This window comes from Cyanobium sp. ULC065, from assembly GCF_977927515.1.
Genome location: NZ_OZ376393.1, coordinates 2,698,396 through 2,715,896 on the forward strand (window position 1 = coordinate 2,698,396; position 17,501 = coordinate 2,715,896).

General features: G+C 64.3%; 19 protein-coding genes. 13 read left to right on the forward strand and 6 right to left on the reverse strand.

Going from position 1 to position 17,501, the window contains the following annotated elements; all coding sequences use genetic code 11:
• Positions 1-23: 23 nt before the first annotated feature.
• From ACXMDP_RS13395 to ACXMDP_RS13415, 5 genes are all read right to left on the reverse strand, one after another.
• Entirely contained in the window at positions 24-1,301 is a 1,278-nt protein-coding gene (locus ACXMDP_RS13395) for an FtsW/RodA/SpoVE family cell cycle protein (RefSeq protein WP_259729783.1), read from the reverse strand.
• Positions 1,302-1,416: 115 nt separating this feature from the next.
• A complete protein-coding gene (locus tag ACXMDP_RS13400) occupies positions 1,417-1,617 on the reverse strand; it encodes a phycobilisome linker polypeptide (RefSeq protein ID WP_094512737.1) in 201 nt (66 codons plus the stop codon).
• A 33-nt stretch (positions 1,618-1,650) separates the two neighbouring features.
• On the reverse strand, positions 1,651-2,139 hold the full coding sequence (apcB, locus tag ACXMDP_RS13405; protein ID WP_094512736.1) for an allophycocyanin subunit beta: 489 nt from the start codon (positions 2,137-2,139) through the stop codon (positions 1,651-1,653).
• Between the two features lie 42 nt (positions 2,140-2,181).
• A complete protein-coding gene (locus ACXMDP_RS13410; RefSeq protein WP_094512735.1) occupies positions 2,182-2,667 on the reverse strand; it encodes a globin family protein in 486 nt (161 codons plus the stop codon).
• Positions 2,668-3,168: 501 nt separating this feature from the next.
• A complete protein-coding gene (locus tag ACXMDP_RS13415) occupies positions 3,169-6,186 on the reverse strand; it encodes a phycobilisome rod-core linker polypeptide (RefSeq protein ID WP_259729784.1) in 3,018 nt (1,005 codons plus the stop codon).
• 143 nt (positions 6,187-6,329) lie between these two features.
• Between ACXMDP_RS13415 and ACXMDP_RS13420 the strand changes: the two genes are divergently transcribed.
• The 13 genes from ACXMDP_RS13420 (at position 6,330) to ACXMDP_RS13480 (ending at position 16,314) form a co-directional block, all read left to right on the forward strand.
• On the forward strand, positions 6,330-7,550 hold the full coding sequence (locus tag ACXMDP_RS13420) for a class I SAM-dependent methyltransferase (protein WP_259729785.1): 1,221 nt from the start codon (positions 6,330-6,332) through the stop codon (positions 7,548-7,550).
• A gap of 51 nt (positions 7,551-7,601) precedes the next feature.
• Entirely contained in the window at positions 7,602-8,195 is a 594-nt protein-coding gene (locus ACXMDP_RS13425; protein WP_259729786.1) for an ATP synthase subunit I, read from the forward strand.
• Between the two features lie 72 nt (positions 8,196-8,267).
• Positions 8,268-8,996 carry a F0F1 ATP synthase subunit A gene (gene atpB, locus ACXMDP_RS13430; protein WP_094512732.1) on the forward strand — a complete coding sequence of 243 codons (729 nt, stop codon included), beginning with the start codon at positions 8,268-8,270 and terminating at the stop codon, positions 8,994-8,996.
• A 149-nt stretch (positions 8,997-9,145) separates the two neighbouring features.
• A complete protein-coding gene (gene atpE, locus ACXMDP_RS13435) occupies positions 9,146-9,394 on the forward strand; it encodes an ATP synthase F0 subunit C (protein WP_010315318.1) in 249 nt (82 codons plus the stop codon).
• A 141-nt stretch (positions 9,395-9,535) separates the two neighbouring features.
• Positions 9,536-10,006, forward strand: coding sequence for a F0F1 ATP synthase subunit B' (locus ACXMDP_RS13440; RefSeq protein ID WP_259729787.1), 471 nt, complete (start codon positions 9,536-9,538; stop codon positions 10,004-10,006).
• On the forward strand, positions 10,003-10,545 hold the full coding sequence (locus ACXMDP_RS13445) for a F0F1 ATP synthase subunit B (RefSeq protein ID WP_457766946.1): 543 nt from the start codon (positions 10,003-10,005) through the stop codon (positions 10,543-10,545). The genes ACXMDP_RS13440 and ACXMDP_RS13445 overlap by 4 nt, the downstream gene beginning before the upstream one ends.
• On the forward strand, positions 10,545-11,093 hold the full coding sequence (gene atpH / locus ACXMDP_RS13450) for an ATP synthase F1 subunit delta (RefSeq protein ID WP_259729788.1): 549 nt from the start codon (positions 10,545-10,547) through the stop codon (positions 11,091-11,093). The genes ACXMDP_RS13445 and atpH overlap by 1 nt, the downstream gene beginning before the upstream one ends.
• 79 nt (positions 11,094-11,172) lie before the next feature.
• Positions 11,173-12,690: a F0F1 ATP synthase subunit alpha gene (gene atpA / locus ACXMDP_RS13455; RefSeq protein ID WP_094512728.1), complete on the forward strand. Its 1,518-nt coding sequence runs from the start codon at positions 11,173-11,175 to the stop codon at positions 12,688-12,690.
• A gap of 26 nt (positions 12,691-12,716) precedes the next feature.
• Positions 12,717-13,670 carry a F0F1 ATP synthase subunit gamma gene (locus ACXMDP_RS13460; protein ID WP_259729789.1) on the forward strand — a complete coding sequence of 318 codons (954 nt, stop codon included), beginning with the start codon at positions 12,717-12,719 and terminating at the stop codon, positions 13,668-13,670.
• Entirely contained in the window at positions 13,651-14,376 is a 726-nt protein-coding gene (locus ACXMDP_RS13465) for a 2OG-Fe(II) oxygenase family protein (protein WP_259729790.1), read from the forward strand. The genes ACXMDP_RS13460 and ACXMDP_RS13465 overlap by 20 nt, the downstream gene beginning before the upstream one ends.
• Before the next feature lie 246 nt (positions 14,377-14,622).
• Positions 14,623-14,946 carry a 2Fe-2S iron-sulfur cluster-binding protein gene (locus tag ACXMDP_RS13470; protein ID WP_259729791.1) on the forward strand — a complete coding sequence of 108 codons (324 nt, stop codon included), beginning with the start codon at positions 14,623-14,625 and terminating at the stop codon, positions 14,944-14,946.
• 28 nt (positions 14,947-14,974) lie between these two features.
• Positions 14,975-15,217, forward strand: a complete 243-nt coding sequence (locus tag ACXMDP_RS13475; protein WP_259729792.1) for a hypothetical protein — start codon at positions 14,975-14,977, stop codon at positions 15,215-15,217.
• Positions 15,214-16,314, forward strand: coding sequence for a DUF3326 domain-containing protein (locus ACXMDP_RS13480; protein ID WP_259729793.1), 1,101 nt, complete (start codon positions 15,214-15,216; stop codon positions 16,312-16,314). Before ACXMDP_RS13475 ends, ACXMDP_RS13480 begins: the two co-directional genes overlap by 4 nt.
• Positions 16,315-16,342: 28 nt before the next feature.
• Here ACXMDP_RS13480 and ald read toward each other — a convergent pair whose 3' ends face one another.
• On the reverse strand, positions 16,343-17,482 hold the full coding sequence (ald, locus tag ACXMDP_RS13485) for an alanine dehydrogenase (RefSeq protein WP_094512724.1): 1,140 nt from the start codon (positions 17,480-17,482) through the stop codon (positions 16,343-16,345).
• Between the last annotated feature and the right edge of the window lie 19 nt (positions 17,483-17,501).

Sequence of the window (17,501 nt, forward strand, 5' to 3'; positions counted from 1 at the left end):
TGGCCTGGCACTGATAAGGATGGTCAGCCTATCGGGGCATGGTGGGCCAGGTCGCCAGCCGACCGGTCAGTGCCCTGGCGTCGCCGCCGGCCAGTGGGTTGGTCCAAGCCGGCTGATTCCAGGGAACAGCGGATCAACAATCCGGCTGTCAACAAGCTGGCCAGCAGTGAGTTGCCGCCGTAGCTGATCATTGGCAACGGCAGGCCGGTGGTGGGCATCGAGCCACTGGCCACGGCGATGTTGAGGATAGATTGACCGACCAGCAAGGTGGTGGCACCAATCGCCACGAGGCGCTGCTGGTTGCTGCGGCAGCCCAGGGCCACCCTCAGCCCCACGAAGCCGAACAGCAACAGGAACAGCAGCATCACCACCGACCCCACGTAGCCGAATTCCTCAGCAAAGACGGCGAAGATGAAATCGGTGGACTGGATCGGAAGGTATTGGAGCTTCTGGGTGGAGAGACCGAATCCTTCGCCGAGGACACCGCCAGAGCCGATGGCCAGCAGGCTCTGCACGAGTTGATAGCCATCACCTTGAGCGTCGCGCCAGGGATCCAGGAACGACACCACGCGGACTCGCTGGTACTCGTTGATCAGGATGCTCGCTACACCCGTGATGCCGCCGGCTGCTGCGGTGCCCAGCAATCCCAGCAACGGGAGCCCCGCCGCCAGGGCCATCAGCCAGAGCAACAACCCAGTGAGTGCCGCGGTGCTGAGGTTTGGCTGCCGAAGGATCAGGAACAGAATCACGCTGAAAATGCCCAGCCAGAACATCTTCTGGTCGTTGCCGATGCGGCTCCAGTGAGCGAAGAGTGAGGCCCCCTGCAGCACGATGAACGGTTTGATCAGTTCAGATGGCTGGAGCTGAACGGGACCCAACACCAACCATCGACTGGCCCCATTGACGGTGCTGCCCGCCACCAGCGTGGCGAAAATCAACACACCACCGATCAGTACGGCCGGGGCAGCCAGCCTCAACCAGCGTCTCAGCTGGGTGCGAATCGACAACCAGAGCAGAACCCAGCTCGCCAGCATCCACAGTGCCTGGCGTTTGAGGTAGAAGGCCGGGTCGCCCATCTCACGCTCCGCCACCCACCAACTGGCAGACGACAGGATCACCAGGCCCGCCAGGCTCCAGATCGCCACCATGCCAAGCAGCAGACGGGCTTCGGCAGGCCACTGTTCCCAGGTGAAACCAGCGGTTCGCTGGGTCCCCGCCTTGGATCCCGCCGCATTGGCGCCAGACCTAGCGCGAGGTGTCAGAGAACCTGGCACGGGTGGAAAGGGAAAACCATTCCCCATTCAGCCGTGTCGCTGCGACTTTTTCAGTGCAGCAGGGACAAAAAAAAGCCCGGCTGGGCCGGGACGTGACGGTAATGATCAGTGAAGACCACTACAGATGAAGCAACACTAAGGCTTAGTTGCCGACGTTGACCTGACGACGGCCGGTAGCCAGTTCAACTTTGAGGATCTTGCCTCCCTGCTTCATGATTCGCTGTTGTTCAGCAAACCAGCTTTCATACGGCACCCACTTGGTGAAGAAAGTGTTTTGCAACTCCCTCTGACTCCGCACCTTTTCTGGGCATGGAATGCAGGCCGTGATTTTGAACAGACGCATGAAGAAGCCCTCGCTGAGTTCCTTGGGAGGTGATCAGTTGCCCAGGCCGGAACTGATGTAGTCGAGGTAGGTGCCGAGCTCGCGACCGGCATCAGCGCCGACCAGAGAAGCTGCCGTTTCCTTCATCGCCTGGATCGACTGCACCGTGGCACCGATGGGCACACCCAGAGAGTTGTAAGTCTCCTTCAGGCCGTTGAGGACACGCTCATCAAGGATGGAGGTGTCACCAGCCAGCATGGCGTAGGTGGCGTAACGGAGGTAGTAGTCGAGATCGCGGATGCAAGCGGCGTACCTCCGAGTGGTGTACATGTTGCCGCCCGGACGGGTGATGTCCGAATACAGCAGCGTCTTGGCCACAGCTTCTTTGATGATCGCTGAGGCGTTGGCGCTGATGGTGGCAGCAGCCCTCACACGCAGTTCGCCACTGGCGAAATACTGCTCAAGGCGTCCGATGGAGGAATCGTCCAGGTAAAGGCCCTGAACGTCGGACTGATTGATGACGTTGGTGATCGCGTCTTGCATGTGTCCGGGGAAGAGGCGGTGGGCAGGGGGTGTGGCGAACGCTCAGGAAAGGGCGCCGATGACGTAGTCGAAGTAGAAGCCAGCTTCTTCGGCATCGGCTCCCGTGAGAATTCCGAGAGAGGCGTTCTTGAGCTCCCGCACGGCTTCGGCCATGGCCTCAAGCGGTGTGCCCAGTGCCTTGTACATCTCGCGGGCACCGATGATGCCGATCTCTTCGATGGGCGTCACGTCTCCCGCGACCATTCCGTAGGTCACGAGACGGAGGTAGTAGTCGATGTCCCGAAGACAGGTGGCTGTCATCTCTTCTCCGTAGGCGTTGCCGCCCGGGGAGATGATGTCGGGACGCTTTTGAAAGAGGGCGCCGCCGGCCTGCTTCACAATGCGCTCGCGGCTCTCGCTCAAGACCTGAGCCACCCGCAGACGGCGCTGCCCGCCGGCTACGAAAGACTTGATCTGGTCGAGTTCGCCAGGGCTGAGATAGCGGGCTTCGGCGTCCGCGTTGATGATCGAGTTGGAGACGATGCTCATGCAGTTCTGCCTCGAAACAAGCGGTCGCCGTTATGGAGACCGATATCCGGTGGGTAAGGGATGCCCCCCTGACCTGCGACGTCCGATGGCTTTGAGGGCCAGAGCGAATGGTGTTGCAAGCGTGGGCTGACGATCGTGCTTGCCGATCGCCGAATCATTCTGCGGCAAGACCCACCGCAGGCCTGGGCCCGGTAACAGTTCTTCACGGCGAGCGAACCGCGAAATCCCAGGTGGGGCAACGATTTTCGCCGATCCATCACGCCGTGTTCCTGGGGGTCATTGTCAGGAAACTCCATGGAAAACATTGGCTGCCGTTGGACGTTGATAGCCCAACTTGTCAGGATCATGCGAGGTCTCCCATGAAGTTTGACCAAGGTTTCACTTCGATCTGCGCACTTGGTTGGGCCAGATAGATACCCAAGCACAAAAAACCTCCTGGATTGAGATCCAGGAGGTGCAGGGTGGCGCAGATGAGATTGAATCAGTGTCTGGGCTTGATGCTTAGATGGCGCCCCGGGTGGGCGGGGTGAGTCCGGCGTTGCCGGCGTAGAGCGCAGCGGTTCGGTTCACAGTGGGCAATGGGATGCCGTCCTCGGTGTTGAGGCCCCAGAGATAAGGAACAGTGTCGCGGCCGAAGCGGGAGGCATACTCCTCGCTGGTGAGGAGTGCGCCCAGAGCGGTCGTCTGACCCTGCTTGCCGCGCACGGCCAGGAAATCGCTCACCTCTTTGGGTTGACCGGCCCGCCCCATCAGGGCGAGATAGGCCGCAGAGGCGGCGCGAAGCGGGGCCATGCGGTTCAGGCGCTGCTGGAACAGGTCACTGGACGCGACGATCCCGACAAACTCGGACAGGGAGATCTGCCCATCACGCAGTTGGGATTCGGCGTCGCCGAGCCGTTCGGCGGCCAATGGCATGCGATTCAGCAGTTGCCGGTAGGTGGCTGCAATCACAGCCTGAAGTGAAGACTCGCTGGCTCCGGGCCGCCAGGTGATCGGCGCGCCGATGCCACGCCGGCGGCTGAAGCCCTGGGGACGGGCACCCTGGAGGGCGTTCGCCATCGCGGCCTGGGGTTCGCGAACCTGGGTGAAGCTGGCGCCATTGCCGCTCAGGCGTGCAGACCAGCCCCCCACCGGCGGGGAAGAAAGCTGGCGCGTGGTCTGGGCGGGAGCGGGTGACCAGGCAGGAGCCGCGTAGCCAAAGCGCTGACGTGCAGCACTCCAGCGCCGGGTGGGCTCCGGCGGCTGCTTGATGCTCTGGGGCCCCTCCACCGAAGGACGGGCAGCAGGCTGCTCGCCATCGGCGATCTTGGGGCTCCAGCCGCCCACGACGCGCTGCAGGCGACGGTCTGGCAGGTTGCGTTGGGTGAGGTCGCCGCTACCGCGGAATGACTCGTTACGGGCAGTTTCGGGGCGGCGCACAGGGGTGAGCTCCACAACCGCTGCCGCGTTGTAAGGCACCTTCAGCTTCGGCACCCGACGGGCGTTGAGATCGGCCGGCGTGACAAACCGCTCGTAGGGAACGGTGTCCTCACCGAAGGACTGGCTGTATTCGGCGCTTTCAAGGATCGCGTCGATGACGCCGTAGAAGCCCTTGCGAGCGGCTGTGTCGAAGTAGCTGTTGATCTCCCAGCGGCCGAAGGTAGGCCGGCCGAGCAGACGTCGATGGATCACCTCAATCGCTTTGGTGATGTACAGACCCGACCAGTAGCGGCGGCGGAAGGGATTCGAACGCGCCACCAGGCGAATGAACTCCCTCAGGGAGATGTCACCGTTCTCCAGCTTGATCTCTTCGACGGTGAGTCGTTCGCCCTGGTAGCCAGCGGTGCCGAGCACCTGGACGTAGACGGCACGAATCACCGCCTGGGTGCTGGATTCGGTGCCACGAATGCTGGGTTCTCCACCTCGGCGGGGCACGGAGGCGCCACCGGTGGAAATCTGCTGGAGGCGAACCACCTTCGGCCCCACCCGGCGCGGAGTGGACGCGCGGAATTGGGGGCTGTCCATCTGACCCGGCTGCTTCATGCCGTTGCCCACCAGGATGCGGCGGGTGTCGTAGCCGAAGGGCGCTGGCCGGGTGGCCACCGAGGCCGTGGACGACGGAAAGATTGCCCCGTACGTGAGGCCCAGAGGGTCGTTGCCGCCGCCATAGACGTGCTGGTCGGGCAGAGGCTGCCTGTAAGCGGCGTAGAGGGTGATGTATTGAGGCGCGCCTTCGAACGGGGCGCTGAACCGGAAGAGTTTGCGGTTGGAACCCCAGCCGGCACTCTCCTGAGCTTCTTCACCGAGATCGCGCAGGTAAGGGACCGTTTCCTCCCCGAACACCTGGGCGTACTCCATGGAATTGATCAGGGAGTCGACCAGGCCGGCCAGGCCCTGGGCGCTGACAATCGCGAAGTAGCGGCGGAACTCCTCAATCGAACTGACACCGCGTCCGAGGAAATGACGGAAGGCCAGCTCCACCACCCGGCTGTTGGAGAACCTGCCGTAAAACTGGCGGCGGTATTCCTTGCTGCGACCGAGGGCGCGGATGAAATCGCGCATCGACAGCTGGCCCTGTCGCAGCTGGGTGGCTTCCACCGGGCACACCACCTGGGAGTAGCCCTTGACGATGTCGCGTTCGAAGACCTGGCGGTAGGCGGCCCGGATCACCTCGGCCTTCTCACGCCCGGAGAGGCCTGGCTTCATCACGAAGCGCTGGGGGGATTCGGCTGCGAGGGCGTAGATCGCCGGCAGCTGCAGGCCCTGGTTCTCCGGGCTGCCGAGGCGCTGGCGCGGTGAAGGCGTGGGAACGTCCAGTTCCTTGAGCAGGACGTTGAAGCAGTCGATCACCAGCTGACGGGCCTCTGATTCCTGCCGGAAAAGATTGGCCGCTGCTGCACGCATTTCCTGCAGCGCCACATTGGTGGCGGCCAGGGAACAGGCTTTCTCCAGGACGTCGCGGAGGCCCCGGGTGTTCACCGCCAGGATGCTGGGATCCCCCGCCACGACGGCGTATCCCACGTAGCGCAGGAACCAGCCCATGTCCCGCAGGGACTTGCGCATCCGCTCAGTGCCGTAGCGAGCCACGCTGATCGGCGTGAAGCCCGTGGGCAGCACCACCCGTACATCGGCGTCGGCTTGCAGACCCTCGAGCACCCGCCCGAGCAGGCCACTACCGCCGGTTCCCTGGGCAAAGGTGCGCACCGAACGGCTGAAGGCGGCCTGGTCGGTGGCAAGTACGGTCTGTTCAGGCACGGTGACCGCAAAGGGCGTCAGCGGCTCATCGAGATAGGAGAGCGGTGTGCCGCCGGCGAAGATGCGGTTGGCCGCCTTGGCGACGATGGCATCCGCATTGGCCGAGAGTCTGCGGGCCGCTTCCATGCGGGTGGCGCCGCTCTGAAAGAAGGTGAGGAGCGTGTCGAGCTCCCCCTTTTCGGGAAAGCGATCCTGCTGCTCCGCCTGACGGACGCTGGAGAGCGGCAGGGTGTCGTAGCGCTGAGGGCTGACCCTGTTGCTGCCGCTGCTGGCGGTCACGGTCATGGAGAGGGGCGTGTACCAGGCCTGGCCAGGGTACGGCTCAGCTTCCGGCCCTTTTGAACGCCATAGACAAATGTTTGCAGCCCTGAGGGCACGAGGGGCACAGGCTGGGCCCGGCCATGAAAAGCTCGCCTTTCCCCTTCTCCATGCCTTTGCCTGTGTCCGAGCCAGTCGCCGATGCCGCCACACCGGCGGTGCGCTCCTTCTACGACCGCTTCCCTTATCCCGGCGATCCCCTGCAGGACGGCCCCCCGCCCGGGTACAACTGGCGCTGGTGCTACCCCTGCGTGGTGAGCGCCTGCACGGGGATGCTCCCGGAACAGGCGGGGCCCCTGCGCCTGCTCGATGCGGGCTGCGGTACGGGCGTGAGCACCGACTATCTCGCCCATCTCAACCCTGGAGCAGAGATCCTCGCGGTGGACATCAGCCCTGGCACGCTGGAGGTGGCCCGCCGGCGGTTGGAGCGCTCGGGCGGCACCAGGGTGGCCGGCTCCTTGCGGATCGAGCAACGCAGCCTGCTGGACCTCCAGGGCGAAGGCCCCTTCGACCTGATCAATTCCGTGGGAGTGCTGCACCACCTGCGGCAACCGGAAGCTGGCCTGAAGGCCCTGGCCGCGTTGCTGCGCCCGGGCGGACTCCTGCACCTTTTCCTCTATGCCGATGGAGGGCGCTGGGAGATTCACCGTGTTCAGGCCGCCCTCTCGCTGATGGGGGTCAATGGCGATGGCGAAGGACTGCGCCTGGGGCGCCAGCTGTTCGATGCTCTGCCGCCAGCCAACCGCCTGCGTCTCCACCATGAGCAGCGTTGGGCACTCGATACGGCGGCCGACGTCAACTTCGCGGACATGTATCTCCACCCGCAGGAGACCAGTTACGACATCAAGCGTCTCTTCGATTTCGTCGATCAGGCCGACCTGAGTTTCGCTGGCTTCTCCAATCCCCAGGTCTGGGATCCGGCCCGGCTGTTGTCAGGAGAACTGCTCGAACGCGCTCGTGCCCTGCCCGAGCGGGAGCGTTGGGCGTTGGTGGAGGCCCTCGATCCCGACATCAGCCATTTCGAGTTCTTCCTCAGCCGTGGGGAGCTGCCCAGGCAGACCTGGGAGGACGACGCCACGCTGCTGGCTGCGCACGGCTGCCGCAACCCCTGCCTCTGGGGTTGGCCAGGTGCCAGCCTGCTGGACCCCGATCTGCGGCCGCTCGATCTCACTCCGGATGCCGTGGAGCTGCTCACCCAGATCGAGCAGGCGCCACCGGACACGGCGCTCACGGCACTGCCGCTCGCCTGGGAGCCCGCCCGCGTCGCCAGAGTCGCCCGCTGGCTCTGGCAGCACCGTTTGCTGTTGCTCAGCGCACCAGTGCCAGCCTGAAACGTCAAGGGAGCTGTGCGGGCTCCGTGATAGATTCCGGCCGCCTTTCCAATGGATTTGGAGCGTTTGCAGGCTCTTCCCGACGCGTCCAAGATCACATCCGGCATGCCTGCCGGGGGTGTTTCGGGCGGCTCCCGTCAGGCCCTGAGCCTCGAGCCCATCACAGACGTTTTTCCTCCTCAGGAAATCAATGATCTGCGGGCAGCGCTCCTGCGCGATCTCTCCGGGCGTTCCTCGGAAGTTCCGCTACTGATCCAACCGGTTCAACCTGACGCAACACTCCCCGCCGAGGCCCCGCTGGCCAACGGTATGGACGACTACGCCAGGTTGCAGCGCCGCATTCAGCTGGCCACGCTGATTCTTTCCGCGTTTGCCGTTGTTCTTGCTGCCCTCCTGTTCGATCGTTCCACGGCTTTGAGCCTCGCTGTAGGCGCACTGGCCGGCATGCTCTACATGCGGATGCTTGCCCGCAGTGTCGCTCGCATCGGCGGCGACAAACGCGCGGTCGGCAAGTCCCAGTTGCTTGTGCCGATCGTGCTTGTGCTGGCAGCCTCCCGGTTGCCATATCTGGAGATCGTCCCTTCGCTTGTTGGATTTCTTCTCTACAAGCCGGCCTTGATTCTTCAGGCTCTCACCGACCGCTGATTCCCGGCCACCGCCCCGTCGATCCGGGCCTCCTGTCCTTTCTCGTCGCTTCTGCGTCACCCCAGCACACCGATGGCACCGTTGTCTCTCTTGCTGCCCCTGGCCGAACTGGAGGTTGGAAAACACCTCTACTGGAAGATTGGTGGTCTGGTGATCCACGGTCAGGTGTTCATCAGTTCCTGGGTTGTGATCGGCGCCCTGCTGGCACTGGTCGTGGTGGGCACCCGCAAGCTGGAGCGAGATCCCAGGGGTGTTCAGAACCTGCTGGAGTTCCTCTGGTCCTACGTCCGTGATCTGGCTCGTGAGCAGATCGGCGAAAAGGCCTACCGCGATTGGTTGCCGTTCATCGGCACCCTGTTTCTGTTCATCTTCGTCAGCAACTGGGGCGGCGCCCTGGTTCCCTGGAAGTTGATCCACCTTCCGAGTGGAGAGCTCGGTGCTCCCACCGCCGACATCAACACAACCATCGCCTTGGCGCTGCTTGTTTCTCTCGCCTATTTCTACGCAGGTCTCAGCCGGAAAGGTTTCCGGTATTTCGAGTACTACGTAGAGCCCACTCCGATCATGCTTCCGTTCAAGATCGTTGAGGATTTCACCAAGCCTCTCTCCCTTTCTTTCCGTCTGTTCGGCAACATTCTTGCTGACGAACTTGTGGTGGCCGTTCTGGCCTTCCTGGTGCCCCTGATTGTGCCGCTGCCCGCCATGTTTCTTGGTCTGTTCACCAGCGCCATTCAGGCCCTGATCTTCGCCACCCTTGCTGCCTACTACATCGGCGAGGCTGTTCACGAAGAAGCTCACTGAACTTCTGCCGCCCAGGCCCGTCCCAGCGATCTGCTATACCTCCTGCGCGTAGGTCCGGCCATTGCCGGGCCCATCTCCGATCCGGGGATGTCCCAAGCGCCAGGTCCAACCCGCGCTTCACCGGCGCCTTCCATCCCCCCCGTTCCAAAATGGATTCCATCACTTCCGCCGCCTCCGTCGTGGCTGCCGGTCTTGCCGTCGGCCTCGGCGCCATCGGCCCCGGCATCGGTCAGGGCACCGCTGCCGGCGGCGCTGTTGAGGGCATCGCCCGCCAGCCCGAAGCCGAAGGCAAGATCCGCGGCACCCTGCTGCTGTCGCTGGCCTTCATGGAAGCTCTGACCATCTACGGCCTTGTTGTGGCCCTGGTGCTCCTGTTCGCGAACCCTTTCGCAGGCTGATCGCCGTCCGTCGGGATCGGGAGACCAGCCCATTCATTTGGTGCGGCCCCGATCCAGACCCTGGCTTCGTTTGAACCGTCCAGACCCATCTGCCGTGCTTTGCACGGCAGCCGTACCTGATCCTTCCAGCGTCCCTGCCCCATGACCAGCTGGCTTCTACTCGCCGCAGCCGGTGCTCCAGAGGGAGGTCTCTTCGACCTCGATGCCACCCTGCCGCTCATGGCGGTGCAGGTGGTGCTCCTCACCTACGTTCTCAACCTGCTGTTCTTCCGGCCAATTGGTCGCACGGTTGAAGAGCGCGACAGCTACATCACTCTGAGCCGTGCGGATGCCAAGCAGAAGCTTGCACAAGCCGAGCGCCTCGCCGCCGATCTCACCGCCCAGCTTAAGGACGCTCGACAGAAGTCCCAGACGCTGATCGTGGAAGCCGAGGAGGAGATGGACCGGCTTTATCGCTCGGCCCTTGCTGCTGCACAGGCCGATGTCAACGCCAGCATGGAAAGCGCACGCCGCACCATCGAGGCTGAACGTCAGAAGGCCATCGAGCACCTTGAAGGCGAATCCGATCTTCTCAGCGAACTGATCGTCAACCGTCTGCTGGCTGCGAAATGACTCCTTCCCTCTTTCTGATGGCGCCCCATACCCCGCTGTTCGCCAGCGAGGGACATTTCGGGCTCAATCTCAATCTTTTCGAAACCAACGTCATCAACCTGGCGATCGTGATCGCCGCGCTGGTGTGGTTTCTGCCCAAGGTTCTCGGCAGCGCTTTGGAGCGAAGGCGCGAAGTGATCCTGAGCGATCTCCAGGACGCCGAGGAGCGGCTTGGCGTAGCCACAGCCGCTCTTGCCACAGCCCAGAAGGATCTGGCCGAGGCTCAGATCAAGGCGGATCAGATCAGGGCTGACGGCAAAGTGCGCTCTGAGTCCATCCGGCTCGAAAGCGAGCGTCGCACGGTGGAAGCCATGGCGCTGCTGAAACAGGGCTCAAGCAACGATCTTCAATCAGAAGCCGACAGGGTGAGCGAAAAGCTCCGCCGCGAGGCGGCCAGGCTGGCGGTCGAAAAGGCTCTTGCAGCTCTCCCCTCTAAGCTCGATGCCGGTGCCCAGCTCGCACTGATCGACCGTTCCATCGAATCGCTGGGTGAAGTCTGATGCCCTTGCTCAATACCATCGCTTCGCCCTACGCCGAAGCCCTTCTCCAGATCACCGATCAATCCGGTGAGAGTGAACTCGTTGCCGAGCAGGCCAAGCAGTTGCTTGATCTCTGGCACCAATCCGCTGAGCTACGCCAATCCTTCGTTTCCCCTGTGATTGAGCCGGAAACGAAGAAAGCCATTGTGGTGGCCCTCTTCCAGGAGCAGCTCACTCCGTCGTTCCTGAACCTCCTCAAGCTCCTCGCTGATCGTCAGAGGATCTCAATCCTTGATTCGATCCTGGAGCGCTTCCTCACACTCTTCCGTGAGCAGCGCCACATCGCTCTGGCCAGCGTGGTTTCCGCCGCGCCTTTGAGCGACGACCAGCAACAGGCCCTGCGCACCAAGGTGCAGGCGCTGGCTGGTACCGAAAACGTCGAGTTCAAGCTCGACGTCGATCCCTCGTTGATTGGCGGGCTGATCGTCAGATTCGGATCCAAGGTGATCGACGCCAGCCTCTCCGGCCAGGTCCGGAGGCTTGGACTGGCGCTCGCCAAGAGCGGCTGAGCCCCAAGGTTCCCGGCTTTCTCCTCCTTCCCCTCCCCTCCTTTCCTTCCATCGCCTCCCCGCGCGGGGAACTGAACCCATGGTTTCCATCCGTCCCGACGAGATCAGCGCCATCCTCAAGCAGCAGATCGAGGACTATGACAAGTCCGTATCGGTCAGCAACGTCGGCACGGTGCTCCAGGTGGGCGACGGCATCGCCAGGGTCTATGGCCTTGAGCAGGTGATGGCTGGCGAACTGCTCGAGTTCGAAGACGGCACCGAGGGCATTGCTCTCAATCTGGAAGACGACAACGTCGGTGTCGTGCTGATGGGCGAAGGCATCAGCATTCAGGAAGGCAGCACGGTCAAAGCCACCGGACGCATCGCTGAAGTGCCAGTGGGCGACGCCATGCTCGGCCGGGTTGTGGATCCGCTGGCCCGGCCCATCGACGGCAAAGGTGAGATTGCCACCTCAGAAACCCGCCTGATCGAATCACCCGCACCTGGAATCATCCAGCGCAAGTCGGTGCATGAGCCGATGCAGACGGGCATCACCGCGATCGACGCCATGATTCCGATCGGCCGCGGCCAGCGCGAACTGATCATCGGTGACCGCCAGACCGGCAAGACGGCCATCGCCATCGACACCATCCTGAACCAGAAGGGTGAAGGTGTTGTTTGCGTCTATGTGGCGATCGGCCAGAAGCAGGCTTCAGTGGCCAACGTCATTGATGTGCTGCGTGAGAAGGGAGCCCTCGATTACACCATCGTTGTGGCAGCCTGTGCCTCCGAGCCGGCGGCCCTTCAGTACCTCGCCCCTTATGCCGGCGCGGCTATTGCTGAGTACTTCATGTACAAAGGCCAGGCCACCCTGGTGATCTACGACGACCTCACCAAGCAGGCCCAGGCTTACCGCCAGATGTCCCTGCTGCTGCGCCGCCCGCCCGGCCGTGAGGCCTACCCCGGCGACGTCTTCTACTGCCACAGCCGTCTGCTGGAGCGGGCCGCCAAGCTGTCCGATGCCATGGGCAAAGGCAGCATGACAGCCCTGCCCATCATCGAAACCCAGGCTGGAGACGTTTCCGCCTACATCCCCACCAACGTGATCTCGATCACGGATGGCCAGATCTTCCTCACGTCCGACCTCTTCAACTCCGGCCTGCGGCCCGCCATCAACGTGGGCATCTCGGTGAGCCGCGTGGGCGGTGCAGCTCAGACCAAGGCCATCAAGAAGATCGCCGGCACCCTCAAACTGGAACTGGCCCAGTTCGACGAACTCGCTGCCTTCTCCCAGTTCGCTTCTGACCTGGATGCCGCCACACAGAAGCAGCTTGGCCGGGGCAAGCGCCTGCGTGAACTGCTGAAGCAACCCCAGTACAGCCCGCTGATTCTGGCCGAACAGGTGGCCGTGGTCTATGCCGGGGTCAAGGGCCTGATCGATGACGTGGCCATCGACCAGGTGACCCAGTTCGTTCGCGAGCTGCGGGAATACCTCAAGACCAATGCGGCTGCCTATATCGAGCAGGTGCAAACCGAGAAGCAGTTGAGCGAATCCTCCGAGGCCATGCTCAAGGCGGCCATCAGCGAAGTCACCTCCACCCTTCTGGCTTCGGCCTGATCTCCCTGAAGCGAAGCACCTGAACCATGGCCAACCTCAAGGAAACCCGCGACCGCATCAGTTCGGTCAAGAACACCCGCAAGATCACCGAGGCCATGGGGATGGTCGCGGCGGCCAAGGTGCGGCGTGCCCAGGAACAGGTGCTAAGGTCTAGGCCGTTTGCCGACCGCCTGGCCCGGATGCTCGAAAACCTGCAGACCCGTCTGCGTTTCGAGGATGTGGCCAACACCCCGCTGCTTGAACAGACCCGGCCTTTGCGTCACATCACCCTTGTGGTGGTGAGTGCTGACCGTGGCCTCTGTGGTGGCTACAACGCCAACATCATCAAGCGCACGGAACAGCGTTTCGCTGAGCTCAAGGGCCAGGGTTTCACGGTGGAACTGGTGCTGATCGGGCGCAAGGCCGCCGGATACTTCAAGAACCGTTCATATCCGATCCTCACCACGTTCACCGGCCTTGAGCAGGTGCCTACCGCGGATGAGGCGGGCAAGATCGGCGACGAAGTGCTGGCGGCCTTCCTCTCCGGCAGCACAGACCGGGTGGAGATGATCTACACCAAGTTCATCAACCTCGTGAGCAGCGGCCCTGTCTCCCAGACCCTGCTGCCGCTCGACCCCCAGGGCATTGCCGCCCAGGATGATGAGATTTTCCGTCTCACCACACGGGAAGGTCGGCTGGCGGTTGAACGGGGCGTGCCTTCCGGCAACAGCGTTCCGCCTTTGGAGTCGGAGTTCGTGTTTGAGCAGAGCCCGGATCAGCTGCTCAATGCCCTGCTGCCGCTCTACCTCGACAACCAGCTGCTTCGTTCCCTCCAGGAAGCCGCCGCGAGTGAGCTGGCCAGCCGCATGACGGCCATGAACAGCGCCAGCGATAACGCCAAGGAGCTCGCCAAGTCGCTCACTCTCGATTACAACAAGGCCCGCCAGGCTGCGATCACCCAGGAAATCCTGGAAATCGTGGGTGGCTCGGCGATGGGCTGAGGCCATCATCGAGATCCAGCCGCTGTTCCCGCTGGCGCTCGGCCGCCAGCAACTGCGCCCCGACCCGCTCGACTCAGCCGTGATGCTGCAGGAGGCCCTGCAGCTTCGCGGTGCAGCCAATGGCAATCCGTCCGAAGGTTGCGCCTGGACGGGCGACCTGAGTGACGCCTGGCAGGTGCATCGCCGGCCAGCTTTTGGCTGGCTGGTCTCCCAGCTTGAGCGTGCCGCTCCGGCCTATCTCCGAGCACTCGGTTTTGATACCGAGCAGATTGACTTGCACCTGCTGCGTGCCTGGCCCGTGGTGAGCGAGCCGGGTCAAGCCGTCGGCCGCCACCATCACCCCAACGCCCATCTCAGTGCGGTGTACTACATCACGGGGGATGGCAGTGGTCGCTGCGGCTGCCTGCGGCTCTTCCCGCACCGTCAGGTGAACGAGCTGGTGCCGGGCCTGGCCGTCGGTCACAGCGGGCCGATCACCCCTGATCACCCCCTCAACGCCCCCTGGCAGGACGTGGCTCCTCAGGCTGGTCTTCTGGTGCTTTTTCCTGCGAGCACCGATCACGCGGTGCTGCCCAATGAGGACGACGAGCGGCGTTGCTCGGTGAGCTTTGACCTTTTCCTCTCGGCCCGGTCCTCCAGCAGCCATCCCCCTGAGTTTCTCGCTCCCCACCCCGGCGCGTGGACACCGTTTGCGCGCACGGCCTGAGCGTTCGAACCAGCCGCTTCCCGCCCAAAGCTTTCAGCCAGCAGCTTCCCGCCAGCTGCCTCGCTCCCCGCATGATTTCGCGCGGCGCCAAACAGCTGCGTTTCCCCGATTCCTTTGCCAACGGGATTCGCTCCCTGCTTCGGGCCCTTCGGTGATGGGCGAGAGCGCCGTGCTGGCCCTCCGTCCGGGAAGATGGGGCCGCTGCCCTCCCTGAGCGGAGTTGCTCCGCTGCTTGCATCCTCTGCCATGAGTGAAACCTTCACCATCGTCGCTGCGCTCGACGGCGCGACCCATACCTTTTCCTGCTCGGCCGATCAGACGGTCCTGTCGGCGGCTGAAGCCGCTGGCGTGCCCCTGCCCAGTTCCTGCTGCTCGGGGGTCTGCACCACCTGTGCGGCTGTGATCACAGTGGGAACGGTGCATCAGCCCGACGCCATGGGTGTCAAGGCCGACCTGCAGACCCAGGGCTATGCCCTGCTCTGTGTGGCCTACCCGCGCAGTGATCTGCAGCTGAAGGCGGGACAGGAGGACGCGTTGTACGTAGCCCAGTTCGGGCAGTATCAGAAGTGAGCGCCTGGCCCGTGAAGCCAGAGATGCCGTGCGGTTGATCGCCAGGGAGGTGTGGGTGCCGCTTCCGGTCGCTGCGTCGCTGCCCGCCGCAGCACCCGCCGCCACTTCACCAGTCGCGTCATCGCCCTCCGCTTCGGTACTAGCCGCTGTGTTGGCGGCTCTCGATCGCGAGGAGGGCGTGCCGCTGCGCTGGGCGATCACGGCCGTCGAGAGCGCTGAGCACGGGGCCATGCGCGCACGGCTGGAAGCAGTGCTGCTGGTGGAGCCATGACCTCTGCCATCGGCCCAGGGGCGCCCTTGCCGCTCCTGCTGGTGATCCCGACCGGGATCGGATGCTGCATCGGTGGCTATGCCGGTGATGGTTTACCTGCCGCGCGCCTGCTGGCAGCGGCCAGCGGCTGCCTGATCACCCACCCGAACGTGATGAATGGTGCCGCTCTCTACTGGAGCGACCCGAGAATCCACTACGTGGAGGGCTGGGCGTTGAACCGCTTCGCCGCCGGGGATCTGGCGCTCGCACCGGTGCGTCAGCGCCAGGTGGGCCTGTTGCTGGATGCCGGCATCGAGCCGGATCTGCGTCAGCGGCACCTGCAGGTGGCGGATGCCTGCAGGGCCACGCTCGGCCTTGCCGTTGGCCCGGTGCTCACCACCGAGCGGCCCCTGGGGGTGGCGTTGAGCCGCAGCAGCAGCGGTGCGAGCGGTGGTGGGCTCGAGCATCCAGCCGAGCTGCTGCGGGCCGGGGAATGCCTGCGAGAGGCGGGGGCCACAGCCATTGCGATCGTGACCCGCTTCCCGGACGACAACGGCCCGCAGGAGCTTGCGGCCTACCGCGGCGGCGCTGGCGTCGACGGCCTGGCCGGTGCTGAGGCGGTGATCAGTCACCTGCTGGGACGCCACCTGGGGATCCCCTGCGCCCACGCGCCCGCCCTGGCGCCACTGCCGGTGGAGGTGGGCCTTGATCCTCGCGCCGCAGCTGAAGAACTGGGGCACACGTTTCTGCCCTGCGTGCTCGTGGGCCTGAGTCGCGCCCCTGATCTGGTGCCGCTGCAGCCGGCATCCCCCCTGGTCGGTGCGGCGCTGCCCGCCGAGCTGATCCACCCCGCCCGGATCGGGGCCGTGGTGGCTCCGGCCGGCGCGCTGGGGGGGGAGGCGGTGCTGCGCTGCGCCGCCCGCGGCCTGCCGGTGATCGCTGTTCAGAGCAATGCCTGTGTGCTCGAGGTCAGCGGCGACGCCCTCGGGATTCCGGTGCTTCCGGCCGCCACCTATGCCGAGGCGGCGGGTTTGGTGCTGGCTCTGCGCGAGGGGATCGAACCGTCAGCGCTGGTACGCCCTCTCCCCTCGCTGGCTGTTGGCGCGGCGGCGGATTGATCCGGATCAGCGCTGGCAGGGATCCCGATCAGCGCAGGCAGGCCATCGGGTGGCGGGTGGGCACACCCAGCGCCTTGGCCACCCCGGGGTGGCACACCGCCCCATCCACCGTGTTCAGTCCCGAGAGCAGTTCGGGCCGCTCGGTGACCGCCTCCACCAGCCCCCGGCCGGCAATGCCGACGATGTAAGGCAGGGTGACGCTGACCAGCGCTTCGGTGGAGGTGAAAGGCACGGCGCCGGGCATGTTGCCGACGGCGTAATGCTGCACGCCATGGATCGTGACCACTGGATCCGTGTGGGTGGTTTCGCGGCTGGTGGCGATGCAGCCGCCCTGGTCGATCGCCACATCGACGATCACGGAGCCGGGCTTCATGCGTCGGACCAGATCTTCGTCGACGAGGGTGGGCGCCCGGCCGCCGGGGGTGAGCACCGCTCCGATCAGCAGATCGGCGCCGGGCACCATGCGCTCGATCAGGCCCCGGCTGCTCACCAGGCTCACCAGCCGGCCGCTTCGGTCGGATTCCAGGCTGCGCAGACGCTGGGGGGAGTGATCGAGCAGGAACACCTCCGCATCCATCGCCGCCGCCAAGCGGGCCGCATTCCACCCCACCGTGCCGGCCCCAAGCACCACGACCCGCGCCGGCCTGACGCCGGTGCAACCGCCGATCAGAACCCCGCGTCCGCCATGGGGCTTTTCGAGCAGGTGCGCACCCACCTGGGCGGCGAGCCGGCCGGCGATTTCGCTCATCGGCGCCAGCAACGGCAGGTTGCCGTTGTCGAGCTGAACGGTTTCGTAGGCCACCCCGGTGGTGCCGGCCTCCAGCAGCGCCCTGCCCACATCCGGGTAGGCCGCCAGGTGTAGGTAGGTGAACAGGACCAGGTCGCTGCGCAGAAAGCGGAACTCTTCGGCCTGGGGCTCCTTCACCTTCACCACCAGATGGGCCGCCCAGGCCTCTTCCTGGCTCACCAGCTGCGCCCCGGCTTCGGCGTAGCTGGAATCGTCGATGCCCGCACCATTGCCGGCGCCGCTCTGCACCCGCACCTCCAGGCCATGGGACACCAGCTCCCTGACGCCATCGGGGGTGAGGGCCACGCGTTGTTCGTCCCGCTTGATTTCCGTGGGCACGCCGATGCTCGCGATCGGCGCGGTGGGACCGGGGCTGGCCATGCAACTCTCAATCTGCTTA